We start from the raw sequence: 14,620 nt of genomic DNA on the forward strand, positions 1-14,620 counted from the left end.
CTGTGTCGAAGATGTCGTCGGAGCGCGGGGTCAGTGCCTAGCGTGCAGGACAGGGAGGTGGGGTGCGGCGTGTTCGACGTGATTGTGCGGGGCGGGTGGATGCTCGACGGCACGGGCGCGGCGGCGTACCGGGCCGATGTCGCCGTCACCGGTGGCCGGATCGCCGCGCTCGGCCAGCTCGACCTCGCCGAGGCCGAACACAGCATCGACGCCGCCGGGCGGTACGTGACGCCCGGGTTCATCGACGCGCACGTGCACGGCGACGCGCTGGTGCGCGACCCGGCGGTGCAGCTCGCCGCGCTGCGTCAGGGCATCACCACGTTCGTGCTCGGCCAGGACGGGCTGTCGTTCGCGCCCGCCTCCCCGGGCACCCTGCGGTACGTGGCGCGCTACTTCGACGCGGTCAACGGGCCGCCGGCCGGGCTGGGCGACGGGCCGATCGGCGTTGCCGCGCTGCTCGCCGGCTACACCGACAGCACCGCGCTCAACACCGCCTACCTGGCGCCGCACGGCACCATCCGGTACGAGGTGCTCGGCCCGGCGCAGCGGCCGGCCGACGCCGCCGAGCTGGGCCGGATGCGCCGCCTGGTGGAGCGGGCCCTGGACGAGGGCGCCGTCGGGGTGTCCACCGGCCTGGAGTACAGCCCGGGGCGCTACGCGAACGCCGCCGAGCTGGCCGAGCTGTGCCGCCCGGTCGCTGCCCGCGGCCTGCCGTACGTGACGCACATGCGCGGGTACGAGGCGGACGCGCCGACCGGCATCGCCGAGGTGCGCGAGATCGCCCGGGACAGCGGCGTCGCGGTGCACGTCTCGCACTACCACGGGCCGGCGGCCAAGCTGATCGGGCTGGTCGACGACGTGCGCGGGGAGGGCATCGACCTCACCTTCGACAGCTACCCGTACCTGCGCGGCAGCACCATTCTGGCGATGGTGACGCTGCCCGACTGGCTGCCCACCGCCGACGTCGAGCACGCCGTCGAGCAGCTCGCCGACCCCGGCGTGCAGCGCCGGCTGGACACCGACTGGTTCGCGCACCGGGCCGAGGTGTGGCCGCGCATCACCCTGTCGTACGTGCCGTCCGACAAGTGGCGGTGGGCCGAGGGCCAGCCGCTGGTGGCCGTCGCCGAGCAGGCCGGCCTGACCCCCGCCGCGACCTGCCTGGAACTGTTGCGCGCCACCGAGTTGCGGGCCGGCTGCGTGTTCGGCCAGCCGCCGACCAACAGCGAGGAGTCGGTGCGCGCGCTGCTGAAGCACCCGGCCCAGATGGGCTCCTCGGACGGGATCTACGTCGGCTCGCATCCGCACCCGCGCGGGTGGGGTGCGTTCGCCCGGGTACTGGCCCGGCACGTGCGCGAGCTCGGCGACCTGTCCTGGCCGGACGCGGTGGTGCACCTGGCCGCGAACCCGGCCCGCCGGTTCGGCTTCGCCGGCCGCGGCCAGCTGCGGGTCGGCTACCACGCCGATCTGGCGGTGATCGATCCGGACCGGGTACGCGACGCGGCCAGCTACGAGGATCCGCGCCGGCCCGCGGTCGGGGTGGACGACGTGCTGGTGAACGGGCGACCGGTGCTGGCCGGCGGTGAGCTGACCGGCGCCCTCGCCGGCGTCCCGTTGCGGTCGCCACGATGATCGAGACCGTGGCCCGCAACCAGTCGTCCTCGCTGCGCCGGGCACTGACCATCCTGGCCTACGTGGAACGGGAGGTCGGCGGCGCCGGTGCGACGCTGACCGAGATCGCGGATGCGCTGTCGCTCAACAAGAGCACGGTGCTCCGGCTGGCCGAGCCGCTGATCGACGCCGAGCTGCTGGCCCGGGACACCGCGAGCGGCCGGTTCCGTCTCGGCCTCGGCGCGCTGCAGCTGGGCCAGGCCTACCTGTCCACACTGGACATCAGGACGGTGGCGGCGGCGCAGCTGCGCGCGCTGCAGCGCTCGTCCGGGCAGACCTGCCACCTGGTGGTCCCGGACGGGCTGGAGGCGGTCTACATCGACAAGGTGGAGAGCGAGGCCAACGTCCGGATGGCCTCCCGGGTCGGCCGCCGCGTCCCGCTGTACCGCACCGGGGTCGGCAAGGCGATGCTGGCGTTCGCCGGTGAGGCGCAACTGGCCGCGGTGCTCGATGCGGGCCTGGCCGCGGCCACCGCGTACACCATCACCGAGCCGGATGCGCTGCGCCGCGAGCTGGCCCGGGTCCGGCAGCGCGGGTACGCGATCGACGACCAGGAGAACGAGCCGGACGTGCGGTGCATCGCCGCGCCGCTGTTCGACCACGAGGACCGGGTGGTGGGCGCGGTCTCGGTGTCCGGGCTGGCGTCCCGGATGACCGCGGCGCAGCTGCGCCGGCTCGCGCCGGAGGTCGTGGCCGCCGCCCACCAGATCTCCGGCGCACTGGGTTCCCGTCGACAGGAGGCGTCGTGGCACTGAGGATTCCCGAGGAGAGCATCGACTGGCGGACGAAGGGGTTGTGGCTGCCGGGTGCCCGGCTGCCGGCGGCGGAGTTCGTCGCCGCCGGGTACGACATCTTCACCGGTCCGTTCAGCTGGCCGCTGCTGGTGCTCGACCGGGACGCGGTGGCGCACAACGTCGCCACCATGGCCGACTACACCGCGCGGCACGGGCTGGGGTTCGCACCGCACGGCAAGACCACGATGGCGCCGCGGCTGTTCGAGCAGCAGCTGGACGCCGGAGCCTGGGGCATCACGCTGGCCGCGGCGAGCCAGGTGCTCACCGCGCGTGGCTTCGGCGTACCGCGGATCTTCCTCGCCAACGAGCTGCTCGACCCGCTGGCGCTGCGGTGGGTGATTGCCGAACGCGAGCGTGACCCGGAGTTCGAGTTCCTGTTCTACGTCGACTCGGCCGCCGGGCTGGACGCGATCTCGGCCGCGCTGGCCGAAGTGACCGGGGACCGGCCGCTCGAGGTGGTGATCGAGCTCGGCCACGCGCACGGGCGTACCGGGGTGCGCACCGTCGCCGAGATCGTCGAGCTGGCGCGGGCGGCCGCCGAGGTGCCGCGGCTCGCGGTGGCGGGGGTCGCCGGGTACGAGGGTGGTCTTCCCACCGTGGCGGAAGCGCGCGGCTTCCTCGGCACGCTCCGCGAGGCGGCCGAGGCGCTGGTCGCGTTCGATCTGGTCCGCCCGGGCCCGGTGGTGGTGTCGGCCGGCGGCTCGGCGTACTTCGACGCGGTGACCGAGGTGCTCGCCGGCGACTGGCTCGCCAAACGCGAACTGCTGGTACTGCTGCGATCCGGCTCGTACATCACCCACGACGACGGCTTCTACCGGGAGATGACGCCGTTCAACCGGATCGGCGCCGAGGGATCGCTGATCCCGGCGCTGACGGTCTGGGCACAGGTCACCTCCACCCCGGAGCCGGGCCTGGCGCTGGTCGCGATGGGCAAGCGGGACGCCCCGTACGACGAGGGGTTGCCGGTGCCGAAGACGCTCCGGCGCGCGGACGGTGCGACCGAGTCGGCCGCGGGGTTCTCCGTGCTGCGGTTCAACGACCAGCACGCCTATCTGGACACCTCCGGCGGCCCTTCGCCGCGCCCCGGTGACCTGATCGCGTTCGGCATCTCGCACCCGTGTACCGCGTTCGACAAGTGGCGGGTGGTGCCGATGCTCGACGCCGACCACCGCGTGGTCGACCTGATCCACACCTATTTCTAGAGGCGCCAACGCGATCCAGCTGGCACCTCTCGGAAGGACACGACATGGACACCTCAACCCGCCGCGCGCCGAGCGCCGCGCTGATCGACACCGGCGTGGTCCCGATCCTGCGCGGCAAGCGCACCGGCGAGCACCTGCCGGCGGTGATCGATGCGCTGGTGGACAACGGCATCCGCTGCCTGGAGATCACCACGAACACGCCGGACGGGTTCGCCGCGGTGGCCGCGGCCCGGGCCCGGTACGGCACCGAGGTGGAGCTCGGCATGGGTACCGTGCTGACGCCCCAGCACGTCGACGCCGCCGAGCAGGCCGGTGCGACGTTCATCGTCTCCCCGCACACCGATCCGGCCCTCGCGGCGGAGGCGGTGGCCCGCGGGCTCGGCTACTACCCGGGTGCGTTCACCGCCACCGAGGTGCTGACCGCGTGGCGGCTCGGCGCGACCGCGGTGAAGATCTTTCCCGCCTCGGTCGCGGGTCCGCGCTATCTCAAGGAGTTGAGCGGCCCGATCGACGGCGTGGCGCTGATGCCGACCGGCGGCGTCACCCTCGACCTCGTACCGGAGTACCTGGCCGCCGGCGCGATCGCGGTCGGCATGGGCGGCCCGTTGCTGGGCGACGCGCTGGACGGCGGCTCGCTGACCGAGCTGGGCGCCCGGGCTCGCGCGGTGCTCGACGTCATCCGCGAGGCCCGGTCATGACGGTGCCCGCGTCGCGGTCGGCCGGGGCCGGGCCGGGGTCGCGGTGCCCGACAACGGTTCCGGCGCACCGGGGTTGCCCGTGAGCACCCCGGAGTACGCGACGGACCTGCCCGGCCCGATCGGCCGCACCGCCGCCGACGCGGCGGAGCTGGTGACGCTGGGCGAGACGATGGCCCTGCTGGCCGCACCGCGGGTCGGTCTGCTGCGGCACATGTCCAGTCTCGACCTGTCGGTCGCCGGCGCCGAATCGAACCTGGCGATCGGCGTGTCCCGGCTGGGGCGCCGGGCGGCCTGGCTGAGCCGGGTCGGCGACGACGAGTTCGGCCGGCTGGTCACCGCGACGATCCGGGCCGAGGGCGTCGCGGTGTACGCGGTGGTCGACGGCACCGCGCCGACCGGCCTGATGGTCAAGGAGCGCCGCACCGACACCGCGACCCGGGTGCAGTACTACCGGTCCGGCAGCGCCGCGTCCCGCCTGTCACCGTCCGATGTGGATGAGTCGCTGGTGCGCGGCGCGCGGGTGCTGCACGTCACCGGCATCACGCCGGCGCTGTCGGCGACCGCGCGCGACGCGGTGCACGCGGCGGTGGAGTCCGCCCGCGGTGCCGGGGTCGCGGTGTCGCTGGATCTCAACTACCGGGCCGCGCTGTGGGACGCCGCGGCGGCCGGCGCCGAGCTGCGTGAGCTGGTGGCCCGGGCCGACATCGTGTTCGCCACCGGGCCGGAGGCGCGGCTGGTGGTGTCGGGCGACGACGAGGCGACGCTGGCCGCGGAGCTGGAAAAGCTCGGGCCGCGGCAGGTGCTGGTCAAGCGCGGTTCCCGCGGCGTGGTCGGCCTGCTCGACGGCACCGCGTACGACCTGCCGGCCAAGCCGGTGCGGGCGGTCGACCCGGTCGGCGCGGGCGACGCGTTCGCCTCCGCGTACCTGACCGAGTGGATCGGTGGCGCGGCGCCGGCCGGGTGCCTGCACGCGGCGACCGTGGCCGGTGCGTTCGCGGTGACCGTGCCAGGCGACTGGGAGGGGCTGCCGAGCCGGGCCGAACTCGACCTGCTCGGCGCCGAGCCCGACGACGACGTGCAGCGCTAGCACGGCTGGGCTCGGCCCAGCGGAACGTTATCCGACAAGGAATGGAGCAGATCATGGCGGACAGGCAGGGGCTGCGCACCGACCAGGCGCCGGCGCCGGCGGGCGGCTACTCGCAGGGCGTGGCGATCGACGGGTTCGTCTACACGGCGGGGATGGGGCCGATCGACCCGGCCACCGGCAAGGCGGTCGGCGACGACGTCGCCACCCAGACCCGGCAGGTGATGAAGAACCTCGGCGCGGTGCTGGCACAGCGCGGCCTCGGCTTCGAGCACGTGGTGAAGGCGACCGTCCACCTGCAGGAGCTGCACCGCGACTTCGCCGAGTTCGACAAGGCGTACCGGGAGTTCTTCACCGCCGACCCGGCCCCGGTGCGTACCACCGTGGGATCGGACCTGAACAACATCCTGGTCGAGATCGACTTCGTCGCGCACGAGTGAGCGCTCCGGCCGGGCTGGGCCGCGGGCCGGCCCGGCCGTACGGCGGCCGCGGGCGTCACCGGCGGGTGGACTCGCGGGGGATCAGGTGCGGCGCGATCAGGTGCCGGGTGGTCGGCGCGTCCGGCTCGGCGGTGCGCCGCATCAGCACGTCGACGGCGGTGGTGCCCAGCTCGGTGGCCGGTAGCGCCACGCTGGACAGCGTCGGGGTGAGGTACCCCGCGTACGGATGGTCGCCGTAGCCGACGACCAGCACGTCGTCCGGCACCCGGAGCCCGTGCTCGGTGAGCGCGCGGATCAGCGCGAGGGCGAAGTAGTCGTTGCCGGTGACGAAGGCGTCCGGCAGGTCGGCCTCGGCGAGCAGCCGCTTGGCCAACCGGTACGCCTCCTCGGCCTGCCACGGCAGGGTCAGCGAGTCGCGCCGCCGGGTCGGTACGGACAGTACCCGGGCGCTGTCCGGATCGGCGGCGTGGTCGGCGATCGCGCGCAGGTAGCCGTCCCGGCGTTGCCGGACCGTGCTGATCGGCAGGTCCTCCTCCAGCGCCCAGACCACCCGGGCGCCGGCCTCGAGCACGTGCGCGGTCGACTGGTACGCGCCGTGCTCGTTGTCGATGCCGACGAAGTCGACGTTCATCCCGGGCAGTTCCCGGCTGACGAACACCAGGTCGATGCCGGCCCGGCGGAGCCGCTCCCAGTGGCCCGCCTCGGCCTGCACCGGTACGGCGAGGGCCGAGTCGACGCCGGCGTGCAGCAGCGACTCGGCCGCGACCCGTTCGGACTCCGGGCTCTCCTCGGTGGCCAGCAGCATCACCGTGTACCCGAGGGCCCGGCAGCGCAGCTCGACGCTGGAGATCAGCCCCGCGTACAGGGTGTTGGACGGGTTGGTGATGACCAGGCCGACGGTCCGGGTGGAGCCGAGCACCAGCGAGCGGGCCTGGTGGTTCGGCACGTACCCGAGCCGTTCGGCCTCGGCCATCACCTGCGCCCGGGTCGCCGGGCTGACGCTGTCCTTGCCGGTGAGCGCGCGCGAGACGGTGTTGACCGAGCAGCCGACCGCCTCGGCGATGTCGGACAGCCGGACCCGGCGCCGCATCGTGCCGGTCGGCCGGTGCACGGTCATCTGCGCTACTCCTTGGCGACGAGGTGGATCCGCAGTCGCGGGCCACGGCCGTCGGTGCCGGCGGCGTCCGCGGGGCGGGCCACGCCGCGCAGCCGGAGCCAGCCGCCGAACTCGCGGACCCGCCAGGTCACCATACCGACACCCGTGGTGTCCAGCTCGACCGCGGCCAGGTGCTCGGCGTCGATCCAGTTCAACCCGTCCGGGGACAGCTGGGTGGTCAGGGTGACGGTGCCCGGTATCGGGTCGATCACCTGCACGAAGAACCGGGCCTCCGCGGCCCAGGGCAGCTCGTACGGTTCGGTGGCGAACTCACCGGTGAACTCGGCGCCGCGTTCCAGCACGGCGGTCTGGGCATGACGCATGATCGCCTCACCAATCCACGGAAACGAGTACGGAGTCGAGATAGAGGAAGTTCCGGACACCGGAGTGGGTGCGCACGCTGAAGTAGAAGTTCAGCAGGTTCTCCAGCGAGTCGTACCGGTCGGCGTACACCGGGACCGGCACCTCGCGCAGGTCGAGGGTGGTGTCGTTGATCTGCAGCTCGACGTTGCGCCGGGCGTCGGTGTCGATCAGCCACCGCAGGTAGTGCCAGTTGACCTTGGTGGGGACCTCGTTGTAGCACATCGCCATCGGCTCGGAGGCGGGGTGCCAGTCGTCCGGGTTCGGCGCGGTGAAGTCGTCGCCGTAGGCGAGCTTCACCTTGCCCTCCAGGTGTTCCCGCGGCGTCGGTTCCGGTACTACCGGGTACACCCAGCGCTGGTCGAGCTTGTTGTCCACGGTGGTGTTCCGGTAGCGCATCACCGTGTGGTAGCGCAGCCCGCCGTCGCCGCAGATGTCGGTGGCCACGGTGAACGCGCCGAACTGCGCCTCGCTGGGGTGCAGGTTGCCGTCCCAGGTGACGCCGCCGAACGAGTTGTTCGCCGCGTCGGTGCCGAGCGTCGCCTCCGCCTTGTAGGTGAAGTGCGTCTCCAGCTGTACCAGGCCCTTGCGCGCCATGGTGAGTCGGCGGATGGCGACCGCAGTGTGCCCGACGTACGGCCGGGTGGCGAGCTTGAGCGCGTAGTCACCGGTGAGCGCGCCGTGCGTACCGGTGTCGAAGAACGTGCAGTTGGACACCTGCGGCGGACGGAAGTCGCGCATGTGATCGTCCACAGTGGACAGATCTCCGTTGCCGTCGTAGTTGCCGATCAGCTCGGTCCAGCCGTTCGTCCCGTGGTTGAAGTTGTCGTAGGTGAGGATCCGTGGCAGCGGATCGAACCGGGACAGGGCGGGGTCGGCGGCGAGCATGCCCCGCCGTACCTGTTCTCCGGTGCTCCCCAGGTGTGATGACAACGTTGGTCCTTCCTCCGACGGCCTGCGTGCCTCGACGCTAGGTGGCGGTGTGGTCGCGCGGCAACGGCGGTTGCACCGCTGGCAACGCCGGATCCGTTGCCGCGCAACAATTTTCAGTTGGTGAGTTTGGCGTGCACGAACGACTGGCGGCCGGCCGGGTCGATGGTCAGCCCGGTCACGTTCTTCCGGTACGCCAGGTCGACGGTGAAGTCGGCCGGGAAGATGCCGACCGCGTCGGACCAGATGATCTGCGCCGCCTGCTTGTACAGCGCGGTGCGCTCGGCCGGGTCCAGCGTGGCCTTCGCCTGAGCCAGCAGCGAGTCCAGCTTGTGGTTGCAGTAGCCCATCCGCTTGGCGTCGCAGGTGTAGAGCCGGCCCAGGGTGTAGTCGGCGTCACCGGTGGCGACCGTGTTGCCCTGCAGGTTCATGTCCCACTTGAGCTTGTTCAGGTCCTCCAGCCAGACCGAGCGCTCCTTCGGCAGCGGCTTGACCTTCACGCCGATCTTCGCCCAGTACGAGACGAACGCCTGGCCGAGCGAGTTCTGGTTGGTGTCGTCGGAGCTGGCCCACTGGATCGTGGTGGAGAACCCGTGTGGGTAACCCGCCTCCGCGAGCAGCTTCTTCGCCTTCGCCGGGTCGTACGGGTAGGGCGACAGCTGCGGTGCGCCGAACACCGGCTGCGGGATCGGCGCCTGCGCCAGCTTCGCCTGCTCGCCGTACAGGTCGCCGACGATCTGCTTGACGTCCACCGCGTACCACAGCGCCTGCCGGACCCGCTTGTCGGTGAACGGCTTCCGGGACGAGTTGAACCAGATGAACTCGTAGCTGTAGCCCGGCTTCGTGTCGTACGTGACGCCCGGCATCTTCTTCACCTGGTCGACCGAGTCGGCGCCGATGCCGTTCGTCACGTCCGCCTCCCCGGTGGACAGCGCGGTGATCCGGGCCGACTCCTCCGGGATGTTCAGGTACGTGATGGCCGGGATGGACGGCTTGGCCCCCAGTACTTCGCGTTGCGGGACAGCACCAGCTGCTTGTCCGGCGACCACTCCTTGACCGTGTAGGGCCCGGTGCCGATCGGCTTCTTCCAGTACGACTCGCTGCTCGCCTTGCCGGCCTCGGTGATCGGCAGCAGGCTCACGGTGGCGAGCATCGTGCCGAGCGGTTGGGCGGTGGTGATGGTGACGGTGTGCTCGTCGGTCGCGGTCACCGACTTCACCGGCTCCCACAGCGGTGCCAGCGAGCTGCCCGCCTTGATCAGCGCGTCCGCGGACGCCTTCACGTCGTCGGCGGTCAGCGCCTTGCCGTCGGAGAACTTCACCCCGGAGCGCAGGGTGAACGTCCAGGTGGTGTCGTTCGGCTGGCTCCACTTGGTGGCGAGCCGCGGCTGGTAGTCGTTGCCCGAGCGGGTCACGAGCGTCTCCAGCACGTGCTGCACCGGGCCCTGGACCGCGGCCTCGGCGGGGTACTGGTAGATGTTCAGCGACACCGGGAACGTGGCCGGTGCCACCCGGAGGCCCTTACCGGCGGCGTTCTTGGCCGATTCGGTTGCGCCGCAGCCGGTCGTGGCGAGCACGCCGGCGAGGGCGAGCACCCAAAGGGCGTGTTTCAGGATCCCGCGTGCCGGCTGCGGCGGCCCCGTTCGCCCGCTCGCGGCGTTGTCGGACAGCCCGTGTGCAAGCCCGGCACACGAACTGCCCTCCGCCTTGCGAGCAGACGAACGGGACTCGCCTCGCTCGGCCGGGGGTCCTGAAACATGCCCTGGCGTGCTGGTCATCGTGCGTCGTCTCACGGTTTCTCCTCAACTCGTGAAGCGGTACGTGCACTGGACGGGTTTGTGATCCGACGGCGCCACGCCGCCGGAGAAGTACTCGACGACCTCCGCGCCGGCCGCGCGCAGCGGGCCGCGGAAGAACTGCCAGTCGATCGTCTTCGCCGCCGCGTACGTGTCCGGCCAGTCCCGCGGCTTGTCCAGCGGCAGGGGATACACCGGATGGGTGGCCGGCGCGACCATGCCGAGCTGGCCGAACGGTTCGCGGTAGTCGCCGTCGTAGAACGTCCACAGTGGACGGGCGTAGTCGTTGGTGTCGGCGGTGAACAGCACGGCGGTCCGACCGGGCCCCGCGTCGCCGGTGGCCGACCCGCCCTGACCGGCGAGGCGGCGACCGGGCCCCGCGTCGCCGGTGGCCGACCCGCCCTGACCGGCGAGGCGGGCCAGCTCGGCGACGATGGCCCGGGACTGCTCGACCCGGGGGCTGCGGTCGTCGGCGATCTCGCGCGGGTGGCCGGGCCAGGTCAGGTGCGCGGTGGCGAACACCAGCTCGGTGCCGGCGGCGGGGCACGCCAGGCGTACCCAGAACAGCCGGGCGTGCTCCGACCAGATGCCGACGTCGGCGGCGCCGTGCTCGATCTCGTCGAACAGCCCGCGGCGCCACCACAGGTTGCTTCGGGTGGCCCAGCCCTCGAACCCGTCCCGTACCCGGTCGTGGTCGGCCAGGGCCGCGTCCACCGCGGCGCGCGAGTCGGGGTGCAGTTCCTGGGTGGCGAGCAGGTCGGGCGAGCGCCGGGTGAGCAGCTCGGTCAGCGGGTCGCGTCGCTCGTCGAACCGCCAGCCGCCCCACAGGTTGTAGGTCATCGCGGTGAACGTCACCGGGTGGCTCATGCGTCTCCCTCCGCCGCGTGCGGGTGCGCCGGCGCCGCGCTCGCGGGCGCGGCCGCCAGGTGGTCGTCGGTGCCGTACCGGACCAGCCGGCCGGCGGTGATGCCGCCGTCGCCGGCGTACAGCAGGACTTCGGTCAGCGAGCAGTTGCCCGGGTCGTCGAGCAGCCGGTGCCCGTCGGTGCCGAGGCCGAGCACCTCGGCCACCAGCGCCCGGATCGGCCCACCGTGGGTGAACGCGAGCACCCGCCGCTCGACGCCCGGCGGTACCTGCCCGGCCAGGTCGGCGAGCAGCGCGGCGACCCGGCGGCGCAGGTCGGCGAACCGTTCCCCGCCGCCGCGCGGGATGTCCTCGCCGGCCCGGATCCGCGCGATGTCGCCGGCCCACTCGCGTTCCACGTCGGTGAGCAGCAGGCCGGCCCACGCCCCGTTGTCGAGCTCCCGCAGCCGCGGCTCCGGTACCGGCTCGGCCGGGTACGGGCGTGCGGTCTCGACGACCCGCGGCAGGTCGCTGGCGAGGACCAGGTCGGGGGTCGGCAGGGTGGCGAGCCGGGCCGCGGTGCGCGCCGCCTGGCTGCGGCCGTGCTCGGTGAGTCCGGGGCCGCGCTGACCCTGGGCCCGGCGCTGCCGGTTCCACTGCGACTCGCCGTGCCGTACCAGGGTCAGCCGCAGCCGGCGGTCGCCACCGTCGACCGGGTCGTCCACTGCCCAACGGGTCATGCGCGCTCCTCGACGGTGACCGGACACGGGCGCCCGCCCGGGCCGCGCTGCGGCCGGTTCGCGGTGCCCGGATGTCGCTGACGCGGATCAGCGGACCCCGCCGGTAGCTGCGAGAACAAGGGCGTTTCGCGATGTGCAACGGGCCCCTTGACAGCCCCGTGCGGGATGGCTAGCTTGCCACCGTGAACGTTACCGGTAACGTTCACAGTCCCCCTATCGATCGGTTCCGCACCACCGTCACCCCCGGACGGAAGGCACACCGATGCAGTCGCTGTCTCGTGGGCTCGCGCTGCTGGGCGAGCTCGGTCGCCGCGGGCGACCCATGACCCTGACCGAACTGACCGCCGTCGCCGGCCTGCACAAGAGCACCGTGCACCGGATGCTCGCCGCGTTCATCGAGCACGGCCTGGTGCAGCGGGTGGACGACAACCGCTACACCGTCGGCGTCGGCCTGTACGAGCTCGCCGAGTCGGCCCGGCCCGCCCCGGCCACCGCGCGCTGGCCGCACATCCAGGCCGCGCTCGGCGCGCTCGCCCGGGCCGTACGCCGGCCGGTCGGGTTCGCGCTGCCCCGGTACGGCGGGCTCGTGCGGTCGCTGTCGGTGGACGCCCGCGGCGGCGCGATCACTCCACCCCGCGGTACCGCCGTGCTGGCCGACACCGAACTCGGCGCCGCGTACCTGGCCTTCCGACCCCGCGCCGAGGCCGAGCGGTGCGCCGCCCAGCACGGTACCGACGGGTACCGGCTGCTGCTGTCGCTGGGCCGCACCCGGGCGCGCGGCTATGCCGTCGGCGCGGCCGTCGCGGCACCGGTACTCGGCCCGGACGGGCTCGCGATCGCCGCGGTCGAGGTCGCCGTGGACGAGCACGACCAGGTGGCGCGGCAGCGGATCGGGGTCGCCGCCGTCGGCTGCGCCCGCCGCGTCGCCGGCCACCTGGCCGCGGCCGCCGAGCCGGCGCCGGCCCCGGCGGGCCGGCGCGTTGCCGGCCACCTGGCCCCCGAGTCGGCGCTGGGCCCGGGCGGCCCGCGGCCGAGCCGTACCCCGCCGGCCGGGTTGATGGCCCGGTCGGGGGCGAGCGCCTGATGCTCGGCTACCTGATCCGGCGCCTCGCCTACTCGATCTTCGTCCTGTGGGGCGCGGTCACCATCGTGTTCGTGGTGCTGCGCGTGGTACCGGGGGATCCGGCCCTGGTGATCCTGGGTTCCGACGCGACCCCGGCCGACGTCGCCCGGCTGCGGCACAGCATGGGGCTGGACCAGCCGTTGCTGGTGCAGTACGGGCACTACCTGCTCGACGTGGCACGGCTGCACTTCGGCGACTCGATCCGGCTCGGTGGCGACGCGATGGGGCAGATCCTGCTGCGGCTGCCGGCGACCGCCGAGCTCGCGCTCGCCGCGGTGGTGTTCGCGGTGACGGTCGGGATCGGTCTCGGCGTCGCCGCGGCGTCCCGGCCGAACTCCTGGATCGACCGGGTGATCTCGGTGTTCACCCTGGTCATCCAGTCGACCCCGACGTTCTGGGCCGGCCTCGTGTTGCTTTTGATCTTCGCCCGGCAGTTGCGGGTGCTGCCCAGCGAGGGCGCGCACTCCTGGCAGAACGTGATCCTGCCGGCGATCACGCTCGGCCTCGGCTTCCTCGCCATGGTCACCCGGCTGACCCGCTCCGGGCTGCTGGAGATCAGCCACGAGTCGTACCTGAACACGGTGCGCGCCAAGGGACTGTCCGAGCGGGTCGTCGTGTTCCCGCACGCCATCCGCAACGCGCTGATCCCGGTCGTCACCGTCATCGGGCTGTACCTGGGCAGCGTGCTCGGCGGCACCGTGGTGATCGAGACCGTGTTCGCCTGGCCCGGTGCCGGTCGGCTGATCGCCGACTCCATCGGGTACCGCGACTACAACGTGGTGCAGGCCGGCGTGATCCTGATCGCCGCCATCTTCGTCGTCGTCAACCTGCTCGTCGACCTGCTGTACGGGCTGATCGACCCCCGCGTGTCGGTAGGGAGCGTGCCCCGGTGACCGCCACGTCCGCGATGGCGGACACCATCGAGACCACCGCGTCGCCGGCCCGCCGCCGCGGTCGGACCGGCACCGTACGGATCGTCGGATCGCTTGCGGTGGTGGCGTTCTACGCGCTGTGCGCGGCGTTCGGGCCGATGCTGTTCCGGTTCGACCCGGTCGCCGTCGACACGAGGAACCGCCTGCTGGCGCCGATGTCGCACACCAGCGAGGGTCACCTGGTGCTGTTCGGTACCGACCAGATCGGCCAGGACCTGCTCGCCAAGATGATGCAGGGCGCGCGGGTGTCGATGACCATCGGCATCTCGGCGCTGCTGCTGTCCGGGCTGATCGGCCTAATCTTCGGGATCCTCGCCGGCTACTTCGGCGGCTGGCTCGACTCGATCCTGATGCGGCTGGCCGACATCCAGCTCGCGTTCCCCGGCATCCTGCTCGCGATCCTGATCGCCGCGGTGCTCGGGCCGAGCGTCGGCAACGTGATCGTGGTGCTGTCCATCTCCGGCTGGGTCACGTTCGCCCGGGTCACCCGCGGCCAGGCGCTCGCCACGAAGAACCGGGAGTACGTCGACGCCACCCGGGTGCTCGGCGCCCGCACCTGGCACATCGTGCGTACCTGCGTGCTGCCGTCCTGCCGCGCGCCGTTCCTGGTGATCGCGGCGCTGCACATCGGCGACGTGATCCTCGCCGAGGCGTCCCTGTCGTTCCTCGGCCTCGGCACCCCCGCCACCACGCCCAGCTGGGGTACCACCATCGCGAGCGGGCGCGACCTGCTCAGCACCGCGTGGTGGATCTCCGCCATCCCCGGCATCGCGCTGGCCCTGCTGGTCGTCGCGTTCGGGGTGCTCGGTGACGCGCTGCGGGACCGGTACGACCCGAAGCTGGCCGAGAGGTGAG

Annotated in this window: 14 protein-coding genes and 1 pseudogene; 9 read left to right on the forward strand and 6 right to left on the reverse strand. The window is 72.6% G+C overall.

Going from position 1 to position 14,620, the window contains the following annotated elements:
- The first annotated feature begins 69 nt into the window (after positions 1–69).
- From Asera_RS07605 to Asera_RS07630, 6 genes are all read left to right on the forward strand, one after another.
- The gene (locus tag Asera_RS07605; RefSeq protein ID WP_030447707.1) at positions 70–1,629 is read left to right on the forward strand and encodes an N-acyl-D-amino-acid deacylase family protein; all 1,560 of its coding nucleotides are present in this window, start codon (positions 70–72) and stop codon (positions 1,627–1,629) included.
- Positions 1,626–2,423 carry an IclR family transcriptional regulator gene (locus tag Asera_RS07610; protein WP_030447708.1) on the forward strand — a complete coding sequence of 266 codons (798 nt, stop codon included), beginning with the start codon at positions 1,626–1,628 and terminating at the stop codon, positions 2,421–2,423. The genes Asera_RS07605 and Asera_RS07610 overlap by 4 nt, the downstream gene beginning before the upstream one ends.
- A complete protein-coding gene (locus Asera_RS07615) occupies positions 2,414–3,664 on the forward strand; it encodes an alanine racemase (protein WP_030447709.1) in 1,251 nt (416 codons plus the stop codon). The genes Asera_RS07610 and Asera_RS07615 overlap by 10 nt, the downstream gene beginning before the upstream one ends.
- A 44-nt stretch (positions 3,665–3,708) precedes the next feature.
- Positions 3,709–4,362, forward strand: a complete 654-nt coding sequence (locus Asera_RS07620) for a bifunctional 4-hydroxy-2-oxoglutarate aldolase/2-dehydro-3-deoxy-phosphogluconate aldolase (RefSeq protein WP_051802576.1) — start codon at positions 3,709–3,711, stop codon at positions 4,360–4,362.
- A gap of 79 nt (positions 4,363–4,441) precedes the next feature.
- Positions 4,442–5,449 (forward strand): sugar kinase, encoded by a 1,008-nt coding sequence (locus tag Asera_RS07625; protein WP_244843779.1) that lies wholly within the window; start codon positions 4,442–4,444, stop codon positions 5,447–5,449.
- Positions 5,450–5,502: 53 nt separating this feature from the next.
- Positions 5,503–5,886: a RidA family protein gene (locus Asera_RS07630; protein WP_030447712.1), complete on the forward strand. Its 384-nt coding sequence runs from the start codon at positions 5,503–5,505 to the stop codon at positions 5,884–5,886.
- A 55-nt stretch (positions 5,887–5,941) separates the two neighbouring features.
- Here Asera_RS07630 and Asera_RS07635 read toward each other — a convergent pair whose 3' ends face one another.
- The 6 genes and pseudogenes from Asera_RS07635 to Asera_RS07665 form a co-directional block, all read right to left on the reverse strand.
- Positions 5,942–7,003: a LacI family DNA-binding transcriptional regulator gene (locus tag Asera_RS07635; protein WP_051802577.1), complete on the reverse strand. Its 1,062-nt coding sequence runs from the start codon at positions 7,001–7,003 to the stop codon at positions 5,942–5,944.
- Between the two features lie 5 nt (positions 7,004–7,008).
- The gene (locus tag Asera_RS07640) at positions 7,009–7,365 is read right to left on the reverse strand and encodes a hypothetical protein (protein ID WP_030447714.1); all 357 of its coding nucleotides are present in this window, start codon (positions 7,363–7,365) and stop codon (positions 7,009–7,011) included.
- 7 nt (positions 7,366–7,372) lie between these two features.
- Positions 7,373–8,335 carry a DUF6772 family protein gene (locus Asera_RS07645; protein ID WP_211255664.1) on the reverse strand — a complete coding sequence of 321 codons (963 nt, stop codon included), beginning with the start codon at positions 8,333–8,335 and terminating at the stop codon, positions 7,373–7,375.
- Positions 8,336–8,448: 113 nt separating this feature from the next.
- Positions 8,449–10,109 (reverse strand): annotated as a pseudogene (locus tag Asera_RS33880) (ABC transporter substrate-binding protein).
- 24 nt (positions 10,110–10,133) lie between these two features.
- Positions 10,134–10,994, reverse strand: a complete 861-nt coding sequence (locus Asera_RS07660) for an endonuclease/exonuclease/phosphatase family protein (RefSeq protein WP_030447717.1) — start codon at positions 10,992–10,994, stop codon at positions 10,134–10,136.
- Positions 10,991–11,710 carry a histidine phosphatase family protein gene (locus Asera_RS07665; RefSeq protein WP_084132112.1) on the reverse strand — a complete coding sequence of 240 codons (720 nt, stop codon included), beginning with the start codon at positions 11,708–11,710 and terminating at the stop codon, positions 10,991–10,993. Before Asera_RS07665 ends, Asera_RS07660 begins: the two co-directional genes overlap by 4 nt.
- Positions 11,711–11,972: 262 nt before the next feature.
- Between Asera_RS07665 and Asera_RS07670 the strand changes: the two genes are divergently transcribed.
- Genes Asera_RS07670 through Asera_RS07680 form a run of 3 tightly spaced genes read left to right on the forward strand, consistent with a single transcriptional unit; the run spans position 11,973 to position 14,619 of the window.
- A complete protein-coding gene (locus Asera_RS07670; protein ID WP_030447719.1) occupies positions 11,973–12,794 on the forward strand; it encodes a helix-turn-helix domain-containing protein in 822 nt (273 codons plus the stop codon).
- Positions 12,794–13,726, forward strand: a complete 933-nt coding sequence (locus tag Asera_RS07675; protein ID WP_030447720.1) for an ABC transporter permease — start codon at positions 12,794–12,796, stop codon at positions 13,724–13,726. Before Asera_RS07670 ends, Asera_RS07675 begins: the two co-directional genes overlap by 1 nt.
- On the forward strand, positions 13,723–14,619 hold the full coding sequence (locus Asera_RS07680) for an ABC transporter permease (RefSeq protein WP_211255665.1): 897 nt from the start codon (positions 13,723–13,725) through the stop codon (positions 14,617–14,619). The genes Asera_RS07675 and Asera_RS07680 overlap by 4 nt, the downstream gene beginning before the upstream one ends.
- Position 14,620: the final 1 nt, after the last annotated feature.

The sequence above is a fragment of the Actinocatenispora sera genome (assembly GCF_018324685.1).
GTDB lineage: Bacteria > Actinomycetota > Actinomycetes > Mycobacteriales > Micromonosporaceae > Actinocatenispora > Actinocatenispora sera.

Excerpts from the sequence above, each read along its gene's own strand:
- Asera_RS07610 (WP_030447708.1), top strand. The coding sequence starts at position 1,626 with ATGATCGAGACCGTGGCCCGCAACCAGTCGTCCTCGCTGCGCCGGGCA.
- Asera_RS07620 (WP_051802576.1), top strand. The coding sequence starts at position 3,709 with ATGGACACCTCAACCCGCCGCGCGCCGAGCGCCGCGCTGATCGACACC.
- Asera_RS07630 (WP_030447712.1), top strand. The coding sequence starts at position 5,503 with ATGGCGGACAGGCAGGGGCTGCGCACCGACCAGGCGCCGGCGCCGGCG.
- Asera_RS07635 (WP_051802577.1), bottom strand. The coding sequence starts at position 7,003 with ATGACCGTGCACCGGCCGACCGGCACGATGCGGCGCCGGGTCCGGCTG.
- Asera_RS07640 (WP_030447714.1), bottom strand. The coding sequence starts at position 7,365 with ATGCGTCATGCCCAGACCGCCGTGCTGGAACGCGGCGCCGAGTTCACC.
- Asera_RS07660 (WP_030447717.1), bottom strand. The coding sequence starts at position 10,994 with ATGAGCCACCCGGTGACGTTCACCGCGATGACCTACAACCTGTGGGGC.
- Asera_RS07665 (WP_084132112.1), bottom strand. The coding sequence starts at position 11,710 with ATGACCCGTTGGGCAGTGGACGACCCGGTCGACGGTGGCGACCGCCGG.
- Asera_RS07670 (WP_030447719.1), top strand. The coding sequence starts at position 11,973 with ATGCAGTCGCTGTCTCGTGGGCTCGCGCTGCTGGGCGAGCTCGGTCGC.
- Asera_RS07675 (WP_030447720.1), top strand. The coding sequence starts at position 12,794 with ATGCTCGGCTACCTGATCCGGCGCCTCGCCTACTCGATCTTCGTCCTG.